We start from the raw sequence: 17,975 nt of genomic DNA, 5'->3' as shown, positions 1-17,975 counted from the left end.
GTAAACTCCTCATCAAATAACTTACGGGCATTGCAAACGGGATAATTCACCTCGCCTGCCCGCGGGGCTGGTAACAATAACCGAAATGCTGACACATCCAGCAAGGGATGTCTGCCCCCGCGTAACCGTCCAGCCTGGTGGTGGCGGCAAAGCCTGAAGTTCAACCTGCTGGGCGGCGATTCGCCACAGTTCCCGATATTGCCATAACGACTGGAAACTTAACGATAAACCCCGGTGGTATCCCATTAAAGATGAGATCACCACGCCATAGAGCACCAGCGCTACCAGCACTTCCGCCAGGCTAAATCCTGTGTCTTTGCGTATTGTCAGGGAAGCTGGCATAGGGTTGCCTCACTTAATGGACAACTATCGATCCATCCATTTGCAGAGAAAGTGATGGTTGCGCCCTGCTTGCCCCAGCGCCACACGGTGATCGGCTGGTTATCGTTTAGCCCCTGGGCTGCCAACAGCACGTCGCCTTTTAATCCTGCTTTAAGGCACGCCCGCCAGCCTGAAGCTGGCATCGTCTGGCATTGCCATTCGCTGCCTGGTTGCCAGTTTACCGTCGTTCCCCACGCCTGGGCAGAAATCGCCGCGTTGAATGCGCGGATGGCATCGCGTTCATTAATCAACAAGGGCGTCTGGGCGCGTAAATGCTGGTCGAGGCCGTGCAATAACACGCTGCCTAATATCAAAAGCATCATCACCATGCCGATGGACGAAAACCCATTCTGCCGGTTCACTGGTTATACCCGACGATCTGCTGGACCACGTTCAGGCTGCGGGTCGGATCCTGCGCCATTGCCGCTGAAATTGAAATTGTGATTAACGGGTTTTGCCCTGCTCTGGCGATTTGCGCCACGGCAAAATCATTAATCTTAAACTGCCCGGGGTCCGTCAAACGTTCCCAGCCTTTTCCGGCGCACTGCGTCGCACCGCGCTGGATTTCGATGCTTTTATCCCGCAAACGATAGCCAGTCTGCTCAGGCTCAGAGGCTGTCGCGCCGTCCCATTTCCCATTGTGATTAGCGTCCCATTGCACAATCAAACAATGGCCGTCGTCACGTATTTCCATCCCTTTACCGGTGCATTCGCCGTGACAGTATCCTGCCCGCTGCGCCTGCTTACCGATGCTAAACGCCAGTTGCCATAAGTCTTCGCGCATCAAATTTAACTGGGACTGTTGCAGTACCGCGCGCTGAAGTGACGGTAACAAACGCATCGTCCCTATCATCAGTATGCTGCTTAACGACATCGCCACTAACACCTCAATCAGCGAAAAACCGCGCGGGGCTAACATGCCGCTCCCCTTGTGATATTGCAGGCGCGGATACGGCCCCAGGCGGATACGATGATTTTCCATTCGCCGCTGTCATTACGTAGCCGGATATGCCCAGGCCAGGCGGTATTGCGCAGGCCGAAAAAACCTAAACCCGGTGTGATTTCTGTCACCTGGACGTCGGAAAATGGCGTAGCAATATGCCATTGCGAGCGCGGCTCACAGGTTGCCTGCTCCTCTGTCTTGCTGCCCATGCACCAGCCCCGATCCCCGTTACCGATCCATAACAGATGGTCACGGTTATGCCAGTTAGCGTCTTCCCGCAGGCGAGTAAGGAAATCCCTTACCTGAAGCGCAGCCTCACGCAACTGTTGCTGCTGCTTCCAGTCGCGCCAGCTGTAAATGCCCGCGCCAGCCAGCGCAGTGACGATAACCATCACCACCATCATTTCCATCAGCGTAAATCCATGAGTGCGTATTTTCATGGCGCCACGGTGCCATAAAAAATGCGCACCGATGAGCGCCAAAAAGCGTCATTACGAGAAATACCGAAAGGATTTAGACCGCGTTGCAGTGCGTTGCAGAGAATCGGGAAGCTGTCGCGTAGAGATGATTTTTAAGGCAAAAAAACCGACGCATTACGCGTCGGTTATGACAGAGTGCGGTTAAATCGCGACGGGCGCTTTGATACCAGGATGCGGATCGTAACCTTCGATTTCGAAATCCTCGAACCGGTAATCAAACAGCGAATCAGGCTTACGTTTGATCACCAGTTTGGGCAGCGCGCGCGGTTCACGCGTTAATTGCAGATGCGTTTGTTCGAGGTGGTTGCTGTACAGGTGCGTGTCGCCACCGGTCCAGACGAAATCGCCCACTTCCAGATCGCACTGCTGCGCGACCATATGCACCAGCAAGGCATAGCTGGCGATATTAAACGGCAAACCGAGGAACACATCGCATGAACGCTGATAAAGCTGACAAGAAAGCTTACCCTCCGCCACATAGAACTGGAAGAACGCGTGACAAGGCGCCAGCGCCATTTTATCCAGTTCCCCGACGTTCCAGGCGGAGACAATAATACGCCGTGAGTCCGGGTCGTTTTTGAGCTGGTTCATTACCGTGGTGATTTGGTCAATATGACGGCCATCCGGCGTAGGCCAGGCGCGCCACTGCTTGCCGTATACCGGGCCCAGGTTACCGTTCTCATCAGCCCATTCATCCCAAATGGAGACGTTATGCTCATGCAGATACGCAACGTTGGTATCGCCTTTTAAGAACCACAGCAGTTCATGAATGATGGAGCGCAGGTGGCAACGCTTGGTTGTCACCAGCGGGAATCCCTCCTGGAGGTTAAAACGCATCTGGTGACCGAAAATGGACAGCGTGCCCGTTCCGGTGCGATCGTTTTTTTGAGCGCCCTCATCGAGGACTTTTTTCATCAATTCAAGATATTGTTTCATGGTTCGTTACGATACCTGTTGCTGCGGGCGGCGGCGATAAGCCCAAACCATCATCGCGATGCCGGCGACGATCATCGGGATGGAGAGGATCTGGCCCATACTGATGTACTGCACCCAGGCGCCGGTGAACTGCGCATCTGGCTGACGGAAAAATTCGACGATAATACGAAACGCGCCATAGCCGATCAGGAACAGGCCGGAGACAGCCCCCATCGGACGCGGTTTACGAATAAACACATTAAGGATGATAAACAGCACGATACCTTCCAGCACCATTTCATAAAGCTGAGAAGGGTGACGCGGCAGAACGCCGTAGGTATTGAAAAGCGACTGCCATTCCGGGTGGGTGGCGAGCAGCGCAACATCTTCGCCGCGTGAGCCAGGAAACAGCATGGCGTACGGGAAGCTCGGATCGACGCGGCCCCACAGTTCGCCGTTGATAAAGTTGCCTAAACGGCCTGCACCCAGGCCAAACGGGATCAGCGGCGCAATAAAATCGGCGACCTGGAAGAACGTGCGTTTGGTGCGGCGCGCAAACCAAATCATTACGCAGATAACACCGATAAGCCCGCCGTGGAAGGACATGCCGCCATCCCAGACTTTAAACAAATACAGGGGGTTATCGAGAAACAGCGGCATATTGTAGAACAGCACATAGCCGATACGGCCGCCGAGGAACACCCCAAGAAAACCTGCGTATAACAGGTTTTCGACTTCGTTTTTTGTCCAGCCGCTACCGGGACGGTTAGCCCGGCGAATAGCCAGCCACATGGCAAACACAAATCCTACCAGGTACATCATGCCGTACCAGTGGAGGGAGAGCGGCCCTACGGAAAAGATTACCGGATCGATATCGGGAAAATGCAGATAGCCACTGTTCATAGTCTTCATAACTCGTTGTTAATGCCGCTAAATTCAGGATGCGGGCTCAATGATGCACCCGGTAAGGGGCGCTCCCAAAGCAGCGAAGCATAGCATAAACGCCGGGCGGCTTGCCGTTGGGTTGATGTAAAAGATATGTAAGAAGCGGTATTACAAACCACCGCGTATCAGGCCGCCCATGCCCCGGCGCTCCATAAATGCCGCAACCTGATGGCGCACTTCCGTCGCCAGCTGTGCATCAAGGCTGCGTTTAGCGAGGGTTTGCGCCTCTTCCTGAGTAATATGGCGCAGCAGGTATTTTACCCGCGCCACCGAGCGGCCGTTCATGGAAAGATGGCGGAAGCCTAAGCCGACCAGCAGCGCCACGCACATCGGATCGCCCGCCATTTCACCGCACAGGCAGAGGTCGATGCAATAACGCTGCGCTTCGGTAGCAATCATGCTCAGTGCCCGCAGCATGGCGGGGTGCAGGCTGTCGTAGAGGTTAGCGACACGGGTGTTGTTGCGATCTACCGCCAGCAGGTATTGCGTCAGGTCGTTAGTGCCGACGGAAATAAAATCGATGCGGTTGGTTAAATGCGGCAGCATAAAGACCATAGATGGCACTTCCACCATTACGCCAATGCGCGGACGGGGAATGGTATAGCCCAACATTTCTTCCACTTCGCGGCCTGCGCGCTCAATCAGGCGGCGCGCTTCATCCACTTCATCAATGCTGGTGACCATCGGCAACAGGATATTGAGATTCCCGGTGGCGGCATTGGCGCGCAGCATCGCCCTCACCTGTACCAAGAAGATTTCCGGCTGGTCGAGGGTAATACGGATACCGCGCCAGCCCAGACAGGGGTTCTCTTCACTGATGGGCATATAAGGCAGTTGTTTATCTGCGCCGATATCCAGCGTACGCAGCGTGACCGGCTTGTCGTTGAACATCTGCAACATGCCCTGATACTGCGCGACCTGCTCTTCCTCGGAAGGGAAGCCGCTTTGCAGCATAAAGGGAATTTCGGTGCGATAAAGCCCGATGCCATCGATACGGCTACCCAGTTTTTCTTCGTGCTCCGGGCTTAATCCGGCGTTCAGCATCACCTTGACGCGCTCACCGCTTTTCAGGGCGGCGGGTTGGTCGACGTCGTCTTCCGCCAGGCGGCTGAGTTCATTCTCTTCGCTGACCAGCCGCTGGTATTCCTGTAACAACACCGGTTCAGGATCGACTAATAGCTCGCCGCGATAGCCATCCACCACCAGCATACGGGCATGCAGTACGGCAGGCTGGATATCTGCACCCATCACGGTAGGGATGCCCAGCGCGCGTACCATAATGGCGGCATGGGAGTTCGCCGCGCCGTCGCGCACCACCACGCCCGCTAAACGATCCTGGGGAAGTTCCGCAAGCGTAGCGGCGGAGAGTTCATCCGCCACTAGAATAAAGCGTTCCGGCCAGGTGTTCGGCCCCTGGATGGTATCGTCGAGGTGAAACAGCAGCCGCTGTCCCAGCGCACGTAAGTCCCCCGCGCGCTCTTTCAGGTAGTTATCGCTTAACGCAGCAAACTGCTCGGCAAATTTTTCTATGACTTTTTTAACTGCCCACTCCGCCACCGAGCCTTTGGTGACTTCCTCAAACAATTCACGACGCAATCGTGGATCGGAAAGCAAATGCGAGTAGAGATCGAAAATTGCCGCCGTCTCTTTTTGCGCACTGGCGGCAAAGCGTTTGCTATAACGCCGGAATTCGCCCGAGGCTTCTTCAAGCGCGAACGTGAGGCGTTCGCGCTCCTGGCCGGGATCCAGCGTAGAGGCTTCAGAAACTTGCTCAATTAAGGGAACGGTGGAATCCATCCATCCTGGCGCTACGGCAACGCCGGGAGCGGCGGCAAGCGCACGGATGCGGGTCTGGCGATACTGGCCAAACAGCGCGGTTAATTGAGTCTGGGAAAGAATGGCCGCCATTTGGGTGGCGAGCGTAACCAGGAATGATTCCTCGCTCTCGTCATACTGGCGCAGCTCACGCTGCTGAACCACCAGTACGCCAAGCAGCTGGCGACGCTGAATAATCGGCACGCCGAGAAACGCGCGAAAGCGCTCTTCCTTTACGGCAGGAACGTATTTAAAGCTGGGATGTTTTTGCGCGTCGGCAAGGTTAATCGGCTCGGCAAGCCGCCCGACAAGGCCGACGATGCCCTCATCAAAAGCCAGCGTGACTGTGCGGCCACGCGGCTTCTTAAGCCCCCGAGTTGCCATCAGGTAGTAGCAGCGACGATCGTTATCCGCCAGGTAGACGGAACACACTTCGGTGTCCATTGCCAGGCAAACGTCATTCACCAGGATATTCAGCGCTTCATTCAATCGCGGCGCGCTGGCTACCTTTTCAACTATTTCTCGCAACTGGGTCAGCATAGGCGTGTGGCTTAACCTCTTTTTCGTCGATAAGCAGGCGCGTGATGACGCACTGGCGCTGCTTCCTGCAATGCCATAACTACGCTGGCAAACTCTTTCATGACTCGACGATACACATCGCGCTTAAAGGAGACTACCTGACGCACCGGATACCAATAACTAACCCAGCGCCACCCGTCAAACTCAGGCGTACTGCTGGTCTGCATATTGATATCGGAATCGTTGCTTATCAATTGCAGGAGAAACCATTTTTGCTTCTGGCCGATACAAACCGGCTTTGTGTCCCAACGCACCAAACGTTTCGGTAATTTATAACGCAACCAGTTTCGGGTTGTAGCGAGGATCCTGACGTCTTTTCGCTGTAATCCGACCTCTTCGAAAAGTTCACGGTACATGGCCTGCTCTGCCGATTCGCCGGGGTTAATGCCCCCCTGCGGAAATTGCCAGGAGTGTTGGCCAAAGCGCCTCGCCCACATGACCTGACCCTGACGATTACAAATTACGATACCAACATTTGGGCGGTAGCCATCATCATCGATCACCGGACTACCTCGATAAAAAACAAAATATCATCGATTGTTTCACACTACTGAAAAACGGTAAACCACTATCCTGACGAGCCACAAAGGTATAACAACTGAATAACTCACAAAAAAAGTCGAGGTTATAAACAGGCTGCGCCCAATTCAGGGAATTTTATTCACTTTTTCTGTGGATATCGTTGTGAAGAAGTACGTAATTTCCCAGGGAAAACTCCAAATAACCTTTTGTCCCCTGTTGGTGCCTTGTCAGTTATTTTTACAGATATCATTGAGTTAAGGCGAAAAAAAATGTGGATCTCGCTTATTGCGTGATCTGCATCACATGGTTGATCCTTATTATGTCTAAAGATCGAACAACGTCGTTTTTATCCACAGTTTGTGCCCCTAACTTAAGCGTTAATTGTTCAAAAACTCGATATTACTCGCACGTCAAGGCTGTAAATCGAACCAGTATTCAGTAGTTTTACCAGTTATCCCATTTTTCTGTGGATAACATGGTGTAAGATCCTGTTCATTGTCAGTGACCTAATTTGGAAAACCCGGTTTGCGCAGCAATTTCCAGGCAAGCCTGGAACTTATATCATCTTTAAAATCATTGGGTTAATATCGCTGCGCTGAAAGTTTTATTCGCTGTGTATAAGCCGCCCCGTTGCAGTACGTTTTTTAACCAAAGGAAACCTTATGATCGCTCCGCTTCGCCCTTTGTCAGGCCCACCGGACAATGAAAGCCAGTTATTGGCCAAGGCGCAATCGCTGGCGGGATATACCCTGGGCGAACTGGCGGCGTTAGCGGGCATTCCTGTTCCTAAGGATTTACGTCGCGATAAAGGCTGGATCGGTGTGTTGCTGGAACGCTGGCTTGGCGCAACGGCGGGCAGTAAACCCGAGCAGGACTTCGCGGCGATGGGGGTCGAACTGAAAACGATTCCCGTCGATCGCTATGGCCGTCCGCTGGAAACTACCTTCGTCTGCGTAGCGCCGCTGACCGGCAACAGCGGGGTAGTATGGGAAACCAGCCACGTGCGCCATAAGCTGAAACGCGTGCTGTGGGTCCCGGTAGAAGGGGAACGCAGCCTGCCGCTGGCAGAGCGGCGCGTCGGCTCTCCGCTGTTGTGGAGCCCTTCGCCGGAGGAAGAAGAGCAACTCCGCCTCGACTGGGAAGAATTAATGGATTTGATTGTGCTGGGCCAGGTGGAGCGCATTACTGCGCGGCAGGGTGAAGTGTTGCAGCTTCGTCCGAAGGCGGCAAACAGCAAAGCCCTGACTGAGGCAATTGGCGTTAATGGCGAATCGATTCTGACGCTGCCGCGCGGTTTTTATCTGAAGAAAAATTTCACCGCTGCGCTGCTCGCGCGCCATTTTTTGCTGTAACGCGCCCGCCAGAACAGGTTTTTTGCGCCACGTCATCCTACCTGCTTATGTACATCTGTTACCAGGCATCAACTTTGGTTGCATTTTTTAAGACTTACCTGCTGTTTTCCTCCACTTTTTCTCGCTATTACTAAGGGGACATCACACCAATTAATACGAGGCGCATAACAATGAAGAAATGGGCTGTAGCAATTTCTGCTGTCGGTTTGGCATTCGCCGTATCAGGGTGTAGCAGCGATTACGTCATGGCGACCAAAGATGGCCGGATGATCCTGACGGAAGGTAAGCCGCAGGTGGATAACGATACCGGGCTGGTTAGCTATCGCGATATCCAGGGCAATGAGATGCAGATTAACCGTAATGAAGTTTCTCAAATTATTGAACGTTGAAGTTAAAAAGGTCAGTTAGCACTGGCCTTCGTTTTTTTACCGCACACTCTTCCCCTTTTGTTTCCCCTCTGCCATGTTTATATCCCCCATAACCACAATAAAAGGTAAGCGGCTATGCAATATCACCGTATTCCACACAGCTCCCTGGAAGTCAGCACGCTGGGGCTGGGAACCATGACGTTTGGTGAACAAAATAGTGAAGCCGACGCCTGGGAACAGCTCGACTATGCCGTCAGCCAGGGCATCAATTTAATCGATGTGGCAGAGATGTATCCGGTGCCTCCATGCCCGGAAACGCAGGGCCTGACAGAAACCTACGTCGGCAACTGGCTGAGCAAGCGCGGCATGCGCGACAAGCTGGTTCTTGCCACCAAAGTCAGCGGGCCGCCGCGTGCGGGCGATGCGGGCATCCGCCCCGATCAGGCGCTGGACCGTAAAAATATCCGCAATGCGCTGGATGCCAGCCTGAAACGCCTTCAGACCGATTATATCGATTTATACCAGGTTCACTGGCCGCAGCGCGCCACTAACTGCTTTGGCAAGCTGGGCTATAGCTGGAGTGACAGCGCGCCGGTGATCACTATTCTGGAAACGCTCGAAGCGTTAACTGAATTCCAGCGCGCCGGAAAGATCCGCTATATCGGCGTCTCAAACGAAACGCCCTGGGGCGTGATGCGCTATCTGCACCTGGCGGAAAAACACGATCTGCCGCGTATCGTCACTATTCAGAACCCTTACAGCCTGCTGAACCGCAGCTTTGAAGTGGGCCTGGCGGAGGTGAGCCAGTATGAAGGCATTGAACTGCTGGCTTACTCGTGCCTGGGGTTCGGCACCCTGACGGGCAAATACCTTAATGGTGCCAGGCCCGCCGGCGCGCGCAACACGCTGTTTAGCCGATTCACCCGTTACAGCAGCGAGCAGGCCCAGAACGCCGTGGCGGCTTATGTTGAAATCGCAAAACGCCACGATCTTGATCCGGCGCAGATGGCGTTGGCTTTTGTGCGCCAACAGCGTTTCGTCGCCAGTACCCTGCTGGGCGCAACCACAATGAGCCAACTGAAAGCCAACGTTGAGAGCCTGAACGTAACGCTGGATGAGGCCGTGCTGGCTGAACTGGAAGCGGTTCATCAGCGCTATACCTACCCTTCGCCGTAAAAATTAAGGGGCGGATATCCGCCCCTTGTTTTAGGATTTCTGCCGCCGCTGCCAGAGCCAAAGCCCGGCGATTGCCAACGCAAACAACACGCCAAAGCCAATGCCGATGCCGACCACCGGCACACCCGCTTTCACAGCCAGCGAGTAGAGGCCGAGCATCAACAGCATGGCACTGTTCTCGCCCAGATTTTGCACCGCAATCGCGTTGCCAGCGCCGACCGAACGTTTGCCGCGATCCTGAAGCAAGGCGTTGAGCGGCACCACGAAGAAACCGCCAAATATCCCCAGCAGCATCAACAGCAGATACGCCGGGAGCGGCGTTTGCTGAACCGCGAACGCGACAACCGCCACGCCGATCAAAATCCCGGCAGGCATACAGCGCGATACCGTTTCCAGAGTCACCAGTTTCGCCGCTGCGCCAGCCCCCACCACGATCCCGATAGCGACCATGGCGTTGAGATAGGTTGGCGTGGCGTTATCGGTAATGCCCAGCGCCACCGGCACCCACAGCACCAGCAAAAAGCGCAGCGTAACGCCAGCTCCCCAGAACAGGCTGGTGCCCACCAGCGTAAAACGGGTTTCGCCGTTGTTCCACAGCACCCGACAGGCGGCAAAGAACTGCCGCACCATAGTCACAAGATTCCAGGATTGCCCAGGCCGCGCCGCCGCCAGTTTAGGGATATACAGGTTCGCCACCACCGCGCCCGCATAAAACAGCGCGCAAACGCCGAGCGCCGCGCCGATATGCCAGTCCGCCAGCACGCCGCCCGCTACCGACCCTATCAAGATCGCCGCAATGGTGGATGATTCCATTAGCCCGTTGGCTTTGACCAGTTTATCCCCGGTAGTGATTTCTCCAAGAATGCCGTATTTCGCAGGCGAATAGGCGGCCGCGCCGACGCCCACCAGGGTATAACCGACAAAAGGGTTAAAACCGGTGGCGATAACCAACGCGCCGACCAGTTTCATGCTGTTCGCCACCATCATCACCCGGCCCTTAGCGAAGCTGTCGGCAAACTGACCGACAAACGGGGCAAACAGGATATACGCCGCAACAAACACCATTTGCAGAACCGGCTGGCTCCAGTCCGGGTAAAACTGGGCTTTCAGTACCGCCAGGGTAGCAAACAGCAAGGCGTTATCAGCAAAAGCGGACAGAAACTGCGCGGCAATGACCGCCATCATTCCACGCGAGCGCAACGATGTGTCGGCAATATCATGCATTGTGTTGTTCCTGTTCAACCATGCCTTTAAGGGTGACGAAATCAGGTTTGCCGCTGCCCAATACCGGCAACTGTTTCAGGACGCGGATATCGCGCGGCACTGCCAGTTCCGGTACGCCGTGCGCACGGGCGTATTGCTGCAACGCGTCGCGGGTTAAGTCGCCGTCGGTGGTAAACAGCACCAGCGCTTCGCCTTTGGTCGCATCCTGTTTTACCACGGTTGCATGAAGTTTTTCTGGCGAGACGCCAATGGCCATCTGCTCCACCATTTCCAGCGAGACCATCTCCCCGGCGATTTTGGCAAAGCGTTTGGCGCGGCCCTGAATCTGGCAGAATCCTTGCTCATCAAACGCGACGATGTCTCCGGTGTCATACCAACCCGGCTCCCGCTCGCCCTGGGCGTTTTCCGCTGCGGGCGCTTCCAGCACGCCGGGGTTTTCAACCCGCAGATAGCCTTTCATGATGTTCGGCCCTTTTAGTTGCAACCGCCCACCCTGTTCGATGCCCGGGACCTCAAGCAGACGCGCGTCCATCCCCGGTAAAATGCGCCCTACGGTATGGGGCTTCGCCGCCATCGGCACGTTTATCGATACCACAGGGGCGCACTCCGTCACGCCATAGCCTTCGAGAATACGCAGGCCGAATTTGTCCTGCCAGATTTGCCGGGTACTTTCCTGAAGCTTCTCCGCACCCGCGACCACATAGCGCAACCGGAAGAAATCATACGGATTGGCGAAACGGGCATAGTTGCCGAGGAAAGTTGACGTGCCGAACAGCACCGTGCAGTTACGGTCGTAAACCAGTTCGGGAACGATGCGGTAATGCAGCGGGCTCGGATAGAGAAACACTTCCGCACCGGTAAACAGCGGCGTAAACAACCCGACGGTCAGACCGAAGGAGTGGAACAGCGGTAGCGCCGACATAAAACGGTCTTTGGCGGTGAAGTCGGCTATGGTACGAATCTGCTCGACGTTCGCCAGCAGGCTTTTATGGCTGTGCACCACGCCTTTCGGATTGCCTTCAGAGCCTGAGGTAAACAGCACCATCGCGGCGTCTTCCGGTTCCTGCTTTACCTGCGCCAGACGCGGCATTAACACCCAGGAAAAGATCCACAGCTTATCTGCGCCAGTGACGTCGCCTTTGAGATCTTCGAGGAACACCCAACGCACCTGGGTTAGCTGCTCCGGCAGATGCCACAGCTTGCCTTTATCGAGGAACTGACGCGAGGTGAACACAGTTTTGATTTGCGCGGCAGTGATGGCGCTGCTCAACCCTTTAACGCCAGCGGTGTAGTTCATCATCGCCGGGATACGCCCGCGCACCGTTGCGCCGAGGATCACCGCTGCGCTAATGGAAGCGTTCGGCAGCATCAAGCCGATGGTTTCACGCGGCGCGCTATATTTTTCCAGGATGCGCGCCACAAACAGCGTTTTGGTCAACAGGCCGCGATAGCTGTCAGGTTTGAAATTGATGTCTTCAATGCAGTTTTTGCCTGCGCCATAACGGTACTTCGCCGCCAGAAAAGCTTCATACAACGTTTCACGCGGGCGTACCGCCATACGCGCTTCCATCATGATTTGATGCAGCATTTCACCGGCGATTTTACGGCGTTCGCGGGCGCGCGGCGCCTGAGGCATCTCGAGCGTGGCAGGCGGCAGAATGTGAATATTGATGGTGGGGAACAGGCGCTGTTTGACCAGGCCCTTCAGGCGGCTGAAAAAGGTTAACTCCGCGCCTTCAATACGAATCGGGATAACCGTCGCCTGGGATTTTGCCGCGACGAATCCCGCGCCCTCGTAGATTTTCATCAGCGAGCCAGTGACCGTCAGGCGACCTTCCGGGAAAATCACCACCGGCCTGCCCTGCTCAATCAGGCGTACCAGGTATTTCACCGACATCGGTTTGGTCGGGTCCAGCGGGACGAAATCAATCAGCGATTTTAACCAGCGCATGTACCACTGCTGGCTAATGGAGGTGTACACCGCGAATACCGGGCGGCCGGGCAGAAACAGCGCCAGCAGGATGCCATCGATAAACGACACATGATTGGGGGTGATCAGGACGCGGGGCGCGCTAAGCGAACGCGTGTCGCCATGAAGCCTGACCCGGAACAGAACGCGACATAGCGCACGAAAAAAACCGAAAAGCATCTCAACTCCCTTTGCGTTAGCAATGAAAAATGGGCATTTGCGGGCAGATTACACGAGATAACTCAGGTTGCGTTAGTGTAGCAGGGATAAAAAAAAAACCTGCGCATCTGCGCAGGTTGGTGCAAGCGTTGGAACAGAATTCTCACCAATCAATACCTCTGGGTTTTTTAATTCTGGAGCCTGGTACGCCGACGCGCCATGAGAAATACGCAAGGGAGATTGTTGAAGTGAAACCAGGTGTGTAAAAGCTCGCGGGGTGTAACAGGTCGGCTGAGGCAAAAAAAAACCTGCGCATCCGCGCAGGTTGGTGTAATTCAAGTGAGCAGCAAAAATGTTGCTAACTCCACCTATCAATACCTCTGGGATAACTACTGTATCAAGAGCGCAATTTGACCCGCCAGCGGCCAATCGCAACAGCCTACGGCAAAGTGTAACTAAAGGTTTTAACAGACATTATTATCGCCGTTTCGGTTACAAATGGAGGGGAGTTACCCGATGTAACGCCTGCTTAACCATCGCATTTTTTTCAACCGATTTGCGACACTACCCTATGCCGTGGCCTTGTATGTGAGCCTGTTTTCCGTAAGACTTAATGTTGTGTAAACGCTTACCCTCCAGGAAAAGTCATCTATGGCGACAATTAAGGATGTAGCGCGGCTTGCAGGAGTTTCTGTCGCCACGGTCTCACGAGTTATCAATGCGTCACCGAAAGCCAGCGACGCCTCGCGGGCGGCGGTGCAAAGTGCGATGGAACAGCTTAACTATCACCCCAATGCCAATGCGCGGGCGCTGGCCCAGCAAAACACGGAAACCATCGGGCTGGTGGTGGGCGATGTTTCCGATCCCTTTTTCGGGGCGATGGTCAAAGCAGTGGAACAAGTGGCCTACCATACCGGCAATTTCCTGCTGATCGGCAATGGCTACCACAATGAACAGAAAGAGCGCCAGGCCATAGAACAGTTGATCCGCCATCGCTGCGCGTCGTTAGTGGTACATGCCAAGAGGATCCCCGACAGCGACCTGATCCTGTTAATGAAACAGATCCCCGGCATGGTGCTGATCAACCGGATCGTGCCTGGCTTCGAGAAACGCTGCGTGGCGCTGGACGATCGTTACGGCGCGTGGCTGGCAACCCGCCATCTGATCCAGCAGGGCCATAGCCGAATCGGTTATATCTGCTCGACCCATGCGATTTCCGATGCCGAAGATCGCCTGCAAGGCTATTACGATGCCCTGAAAGAGCACGGTTTACCTTGTAACGACCGTCTTGTGACGTTTGCCGAGCCGGATGAAAGCGGCGGCGAGCAGGCTATGACCGAATTACTGGGTCGCGGGAAACAGTTTACTGCGGTGGCGTGCTACAACGACTCGATGGCGGCAGGCGCGATGGGTGTGCTGAATGATAACGGCATCGACGTGCCGAAAGAGATTTCGCTGATTGGTTTTGATGATGTGCTGATTTCGCGCTATGTGCGCCCGCGCCTGACCACGGTGCGCTATCCGATCGTTACCATGGCGACCCAGGCGGCGGAGCTGGCGCTGGCGTTAGCGCAAAACCGCCCGCCTTCAGAAGTGACGCACCTGTTCAGCCCGACCCTGGTGCGCCGTCATTCGGTAGCGGCTTTGGCAGAAAGTTAAAGCGCTTTATGATACAGATGAACGGTTTTATCCGGGTACTCCAGGCCATCGCCAATGTAGCCCCAGCCAAACCGTTCATAATAATCACGGCAGGCGGAATAGAGATACAGCGCATCAAACCCAGCCTGACGCGCCGCGCCCATCACGTGCTCCTGCATGATCCCGCCTAATCCTTTTCCACGCGCCGCTTCATCGATATACAGCGCCGCCAGCCACGGTGTGAGATCCTGGCGGCTGATCAGATCGCAGCGCCACAGCCCAACGGTTCCCAGCAGTTTATCGCCGTCGAGGGCAATAAAAGTCAACGGCAGTGCGCCTGGCGTCTGGCTGTGATGAATGATATCGGCGAAAAAGGCGCGCGGTTGTTCCGGGCCAAACGCCTGCCACAGCCAGTCGGTCACCCGGTCGGCATACTGTGGATACTGATAAAGCGGAACGATTTGCACGCCCTTTCCTCGGTTTATTATTGGCTGGCTTAAAGCATTTCCAGCGCCAGCAGTTCTTCGATGGTCTGGCGACGGCGGATCAATTTTGCCGCGCCGTTATCGAATAAGACTTCCGGCAGCAGCGGGCGGCTGTTGTAGTTGGATGACATCGACGCGCCATACGCCCCGGTATCATGGAATACCAGATAATCACCGGTCGAGACCGCAGGCAGCGCGCGGGTTTCTACTTTGCCGCCCTCCTGCTGGGTAAAGACATCGCCTGATTCGCACAGCGGCCCGGCAACCACGGTTTCAACGCCTGGCGCATGAGTGAGATCGCGGCCATCGGCGGCCAGCGCAGTAATGTGGTGATAGCTGCCGTACATCGCCGGACGCATTAAATCATTAAATCCGGCATCCACCAGCACAAAATGGCGTGATCCCATGTTTTTTACACTTCTTACCTGCGCCACCAGCACACCAGCTTCCGCGACCAGGAAACGCCCAGGCTCGATTTCCAGTTTGACCGCATGGCCCAGATGGCGGGCGATTTGCTCACGGGCAGCATTCCATAAACCAAAATAGTGGGCAGTATCAATGGCTTCTTCGCCTTCGCGATACGGGACAGACAACCCGCCGCCCGCAGAAATCGCCTCCAGATCCTGACCAAATTCCACCACCTGGCGCACCATCGCGCCGCACACCTGTTCAAGGTGGCCGTAATCCACGCCGGAACCGATATGCATATGAATGCCGACCAGTTTCAGGCCGTGGCGCTGCATCACGTCCAGCGCCTGCGGCAGGTCGCTGTACCAGATGCCATGCTTGCTGTTTTCACCGCCGGTGTTGGTTTTCTGGCTGTGACCGTGACCAAACCCTGGATTGACGCGCAGCCACACCCGATGGCCTGGCGACACGCTACCCAGTTGATCCAACATATCCACTGACCCGGCGTTAACGGGGATCTCTAATTCACGCACCCGCTCAAGCGTCGCGGCGTCGATCACATCGGCAGTGAACACAATGTCGTCCGGATGCTGTTTAGGATCGTAACCCGCCGCCAGCGCACGCTCGATTTCGCCCAGCGATACGGAATCCACCTTCACGCCCTGCTCGCGCATCAACCGTAAAATATGAATGTTCGAGCAGGCTTTCTGGGCGAAACGCACCACGTCAAATGCCTGAAGTTGGGCGATTTGATGGCGAATAATTGCCGCGTCGTAAACCCACACCGGGCAACCGAATTCGGCAGGCAGGCGCAGTAAATTCTCGGCGTTGAGGTCGGTATCGTGTTGGTGCAATGAACGTGGCATAGCGGGCTCCTGAATTCGTTTCGCTTATTACGCCACAGTCGTTAATGAAGAAAAAATATCGATTTCTACAGAGTCTATGCAAATATGATATGGATAACGCGTTGTGATAGTTAAGGATATACCCGATGCCTGCCGTAACATTGCGCCATATTGAAATTTTCCACGCCGTAATGACCGCCGGGAACGTCACCGAAGCCGCCGCCCTGCTGCATACCTCGCAGCCTACGGTGAGCCGCGAACTGGCGCGGCTCGAAAAGCTGTTGGGCCTGGAGCTATTTACCCGTAGCCGGGGGCGGCTGCATCCCACAGTTCAGGGGCTGCGGCTGTTTGAGGAGGTGCAACGATCGTGGTACGGCCTCGATCGCATTGTCAGCGCGGCGGAAAGCCTGCGGCAGTTTCGCCAGGGCGAATTATCGATCGTCTGTCTGCCGGTGTTTTCCCAGTCGTTTTTGCCGCTGCTGGTGCAGCCGTTTCTGGCGCGTTATCCCGACGTCAGCCTGAATATCGTGCCGCAGGAATCGCCGCTACTGGAAGAATGGCTCTCCGCCCAGCGTCACGATCTCGGCCTGACCGAAACCCTCACCACGCCTGCCGGAACGGAGCGCATTCCATTATTAACGCTGAATGAAGTGTGCGTGTTGCCTAAGGGCCATCCCCTCGCGCAAAAGGCGTTACTGACCCCACAAGATTTTAGCGGTGAGAATTATATTAGCCTGTCCCGCACCGACAGTTATCGCCAGTTGCTGGATGCGCTGTTTAGCGAGCATGACGTGAAACGCCGTATGGTGATGGAGACGCACAGCGCGGCGTCGGTCTGTGCGATGGTGCGCGCCGGTGCCGGGATCTCGGTGGTTAATCCGCTGACCGCGCTGGATTATGCGGCAAGCGGCGTAGTGGTGCGCCGCTTTAGCATCGACGTGCCGTTTACCGTGAGCCTGATTCGCCCGGTACACCGCCCGGCCTCGGCGCTGGTCGATGCTTTTTGCAAGCACCTCCAGCGCAACCAGGATCTTTACACCACACCGCTTGAGGCGTTGCTTACTCCGCGCTAAGCATGAAGTTCACCGCATCTTCGGCATGCAGCGCGGCGGTATCAAACAGCGGCAGCGGGCAATTTTGCTGGTTAAGCAGCAGGCCAATTTCGGTACAACCAAAAATCACGCCTTGCGCGCCCTGCTCCGCCAGCCGGGAGATGACCTGTTGATAATAGTGGCGGGACGCTTCGCTAAACACGCCGAGGCACAACTCCTGGAAAATGATTTGGTTGATGCGTTCGCGTTCAGCTTCATCCGGGATCAGCGTGGTGATGGCGAATGTCTCGGTTAACCTGCCGCGATAAAAATCCTGCTCCATGGTGTAGCGGGTGCCCAGCAACGCGACTTTATCCATTCCACTTTGCGTAATGGCGCGGCCAGTGGCGTCGGCGATATGCAGGAACGGCAGTGAACAGGCCGCCTCAATATGCCCGGTCACTTTATGCATGGTGTTAGTACAAAGCACAATGGCATCGGCTCCTGCCTTTTGCAGGCCGCAGGCGGCATCTGCCAACATCTCACCGGCTTTATTCCAGTCACCGTTCGATTGGCACGCTTCGATGTCGTGAAAATCAACACTATGCAGCACCAGCTTTGCGGAATGTAGACCGCCTAACCGGGCTTTTACACCTTCATTAATAAAACGGTAATAAGGAATCGTCGATTCCCAGCTCATACCGCCAATCAGACCCAGGGTTTTCATTTTTCACCTCCGTA

Annotated in this window: 18 protein-coding genes and 1 pseudogene; 6 read left to right on the top strand and 13 right to left on the bottom strand. The window is 55.3% G+C overall.

The genetic code is table 11. The features are described from left to right. Nucleotides 1-21: 21 nt before the first annotated feature. From ACVV26_RS04185 to rppH, 8 genes are all read right to left on the bottom strand, one after another. On the bottom strand, nucleotides 22-342 hold the full coding sequence (locus ACVV26_RS04185) for a prepilin-type N-terminal cleavage/methylation domain-containing protein (RefSeq protein ID WP_474800125.1): 321 nt from the start codon (nucleotides 340-342) through the stop codon (nucleotides 22-24). Continuing rightward, the gene (locus tag ACVV26_RS04180; RefSeq protein ID WP_474800124.1) at nucleotides 327-743 is read right to left on the bottom strand and encodes a YgdB family protein; all 417 of its coding nucleotides are present in this window, start codon (nucleotides 741-743) and stop codon (nucleotides 327-329) included. Before ACVV26_RS04180 ends, ACVV26_RS04185 begins: the two co-directional genes overlap by 16 nt. Then, a complete protein-coding gene (locus ACVV26_RS04175) occupies nucleotides 740-1,300 on the bottom strand; it encodes a prepilin peptidase-dependent protein (protein WP_474800123.1) in 561 nt (186 codons plus the stop codon). Before ACVV26_RS04175 ends, ACVV26_RS04180 begins: the two co-directional genes overlap by 4 nt. Beyond that, a complete protein-coding gene (locus ACVV26_RS04170; protein WP_474800121.1) occupies nucleotides 1,294-1,764 on the bottom strand; it encodes a prepilin peptidase-dependent protein in 471 nt (156 codons plus the stop codon). The genes ACVV26_RS04175 and ACVV26_RS04170 overlap by 7 nt, the downstream gene beginning before the upstream one ends. Before the next feature lie 180 nt (nucleotides 1,765-1,944). After that, on the bottom strand, nucleotides 1,945-2,739 hold the full coding sequence (thyA, locus tag ACVV26_RS04165; protein WP_312980897.1) for a thymidylate synthase: 795 nt from the start codon (nucleotides 2,737-2,739) through the stop codon (nucleotides 1,945-1,947). Nucleotides 2,740-2,745: 6 nt separating this feature from the next. Next, the gene (lgt, locus tag ACVV26_RS04160; protein WP_312980942.1) at nucleotides 2,746-3,621 is read right to left on the bottom strand and encodes a prolipoprotein diacylglyceryl transferase; all 876 of its coding nucleotides are present in this window, start codon (nucleotides 3,619-3,621) and stop codon (nucleotides 2,746-2,748) included. Between the two features lie 150 nt (nucleotides 3,622-3,771). Next, entirely contained in the window at nucleotides 3,772-6,018 is a 2,247-nt protein-coding gene (ptsP, locus tag ACVV26_RS04155; protein ID WP_474800120.1) for a phosphoenolpyruvate--protein phosphotransferase, read from the bottom strand. Nucleotides 6,019-6,029: 11 nt separating this feature from the next. Continuing rightward, nucleotides 6,030-6,560 (bottom strand): RNA pyrophosphohydrolase, encoded by a 531-nt coding sequence (rppH, locus tag ACVV26_RS04150; protein ID WP_125295292.1) that lies wholly within the window; start codon nucleotides 6,558-6,560, stop codon nucleotides 6,030-6,032. Between the two features lie 441 nt (nucleotides 6,561-7,001). Here rppH and ACVV26_RS04145 point away from each other — a divergent pair. The 4 genes and pseudogenes from ACVV26_RS04145 to ACVV26_RS04130 form a co-directional block, all read left to right on the top strand. Next, nucleotides 7,002-7,103, top strand: a pseudogene (locus ACVV26_RS04145) (hypothetical protein); the annotation flags it as partial. 138 nt (nucleotides 7,104-7,241) lie between these two features. After that, nucleotides 7,242-7,931, top strand: coding sequence for a DNA mismatch repair endonuclease MutH (gene mutH / locus ACVV26_RS04140; protein WP_474800119.1), 690 nt, complete (start codon nucleotides 7,242-7,244; stop codon nucleotides 7,929-7,931). Nucleotides 7,932-8,101: 170 nt separating this feature from the next. Further along, the gene (locus tag ACVV26_RS04135) at nucleotides 8,102-8,320 is read left to right on the top strand and encodes a YgdI/YgdR family lipoprotein (protein WP_183170103.1); all 219 of its coding nucleotides are present in this window, start codon (nucleotides 8,102-8,104) and stop codon (nucleotides 8,318-8,320) included. 114 nt (nucleotides 8,321-8,434) lie between these two features. Continuing rightward, on the top strand, nucleotides 8,435-9,475 hold the full coding sequence (locus tag ACVV26_RS04130) for an NADP(H)-dependent aldo-keto reductase (protein ID WP_474800118.1): 1,041 nt from the start codon (nucleotides 8,435-8,437) through the stop codon (nucleotides 9,473-9,475). Nucleotides 9,476-9,505: 30 nt separating this feature from the next. Here the strand turns inward: ACVV26_RS04130 and lplT are convergent, their stop codons facing one another. Together lplT and aas are read right to left on the bottom strand one after the other, a co-directional pair. After that, entirely contained in the window at nucleotides 9,506-10,699 is a 1,194-nt protein-coding gene (lplT, locus tag ACVV26_RS04125; RefSeq protein WP_474800117.1) for a lysophospholipid transporter LplT, read from the bottom strand. Beyond that, nucleotides 10,692-12,848 carry a bifunctional acyl-ACP--phospholipid O-acyltransferase/long-chain-fatty-acid--ACP ligase gene (gene aas, locus ACVV26_RS04120; protein WP_474800116.1) on the bottom strand — a complete coding sequence of 719 codons (2,157 nt, stop codon included), beginning with the start codon at nucleotides 12,846-12,848 and terminating at the stop codon, nucleotides 10,692-10,694. The genes lplT and aas overlap by 8 nt, the downstream gene beginning before the upstream one ends. Before the next feature lie 630 nt (nucleotides 12,849-13,478). Here aas and galR point away from each other — a divergent pair. Continuing rightward, a complete protein-coding gene (gene galR / locus ACVV26_RS04115; RefSeq protein ID WP_474800115.1) occupies nucleotides 13,479-14,486 on the top strand; it encodes an HTH-type transcriptional regulator GalR in 1,008 nt (335 codons plus the stop codon). On the opposite strand, the gene ACVV26_RS04110 is transcribed toward galR, so the two are convergent. Continuing rightward, on the bottom strand, nucleotides 14,483-14,932 hold the full coding sequence (locus ACVV26_RS04110) for a GNAT family N-acetyltransferase (RefSeq protein ID WP_312980879.1): 450 nt from the start codon (nucleotides 14,930-14,932) through the stop codon (nucleotides 14,483-14,485). The two genes, galR and ACVV26_RS04110, sit on opposite strands and share 4 nt — an antisense overlap. A 29-nt stretch (nucleotides 14,933-14,961) precedes the next feature. After that, entirely contained in the window at nucleotides 14,962-16,224 is a 1,263-nt protein-coding gene (gene lysA, locus ACVV26_RS04105) for a diaminopimelate decarboxylase (RefSeq protein WP_474800113.1), read from the bottom strand. Between the two features lie 125 nt (nucleotides 16,225-16,349). Here lysA and ACVV26_RS04100 point away from each other — a divergent pair, with 125 nt between their 5' ends. After that, entirely contained in the window at nucleotides 16,350-17,276 is a 927-nt protein-coding gene (locus tag ACVV26_RS04100) for a LysR family transcriptional regulator (RefSeq protein ID WP_474800112.1), read from the top strand. On the opposite strand, the gene ACVV26_RS04095 is transcribed toward ACVV26_RS04100, so the two are convergent. Then, complete coding sequence (locus ACVV26_RS04095) at nucleotides 17,263-17,961, bottom strand: aspartate/glutamate racemase (protein WP_474800111.1); 699 nt, start codon at nucleotides 17,959-17,961, stop codon at nucleotides 17,263-17,265. The two genes, ACVV26_RS04100 and ACVV26_RS04095, sit on opposite strands and share 14 nt — an antisense overlap. Nucleotides 17,962-17,975 lie beyond the last annotated feature (14 nt).

This window comes from Atlantibacter sp. MEI4A-1023 (assembly GCF_056155425.1).
Note: the sequence above shows the minus strand (reverse complement) of the source record. Positions and strands in the feature narration are given on the sequence as shown.

Bases quoted from the DNA above. Each gene is read 5' to 3' on its own strand.
- lgt (WP_312980942.1), bottom strand. From the start codon at position 3,621: ATGAACAGTGGCTATCTGCATTTTCCCGATATCGATCCGGTAATCTTT.
- ACVV26_RS04175 (WP_474800123.1), bottom strand. From the start codon at position 1,300: ATGTTAGCCCCGCGCGGTTTTTCGCTGATTGAGGTGTTAGTGGCGATG.
- ACVV26_RS04130 (WP_474800118.1), top strand. From the start codon at position 8,435: ATGCAATATCACCGTATTCCACACAGCTCCCTGGAAGTCAGCACGCTG.
- aas (WP_474800116.1), bottom strand. From the start codon at position 12,848: ATGCTTTTCGGTTTTTTTCGTGCGCTATGTCGCGTTCTGTTCCGGGTC.
- ACVV26_RS04095 (WP_474800111.1), bottom strand. From the start codon at position 17,961: ATGAAAACCCTGGGTCTGATTGGCGGTATGAGCTGGGAATCGACGATT.
- lysA (WP_474800113.1), bottom strand. From the start codon at position 16,224: ATGCCACGTTCATTGCACCAACACGATACCGACCTCAACGCCGAGAAT.
- ACVV26_RS04100 (WP_474800112.1), top strand. From the start codon at position 16,350: ATGCCTGCCGTAACATTGCGCCATATTGAAATTTTCCACGCCGTAATG.
- thyA (WP_312980897.1), bottom strand. From the start codon at position 2,739: ATGAAACAATATCTTGAATTGATGAAAAAAGTCCTCGATGAGGGCGCT.
- ptsP (WP_474800120.1), bottom strand. From the start codon at position 6,018: ATGCTGACCCAGTTGCGAGAAATAGTTGAAAAGGTAGCCAGCGCGCCG.
- ACVV26_RS04135 (WP_183170103.1), top strand. From the start codon at position 8,102: ATGAAGAAATGGGCTGTAGCAATTTCTGCTGTCGGTTTGGCATTCGCC.
- mutH (WP_474800119.1), top strand. From the start codon at position 7,242: ATGATCGCTCCGCTTCGCCCTTTGTCAGGCCCACCGGACAATGAAAGC.
- ACVV26_RS04185 (WP_474800125.1), bottom strand. From the start codon at position 342: ATGCCAGCTTCCCTGACAATACGCAAAGACACAGGATTTAGCCTGGCG.
- ACVV26_RS04170 (WP_474800121.1), bottom strand. From the start codon at position 1,764: ATGAAAATACGCACTCATGGATTTACGCTGATGGAAATGATGGTGGTG.
- lplT (WP_474800117.1), bottom strand. From the start codon at position 10,699: ATGCATGATATTGCCGACACATCGTTGCGCTCGCGTGGAATGATGGCG.
- galR (WP_474800115.1), top strand. From the start codon at position 13,479: ATGGCGACAATTAAGGATGTAGCGCGGCTTGCAGGAGTTTCTGTCGCC.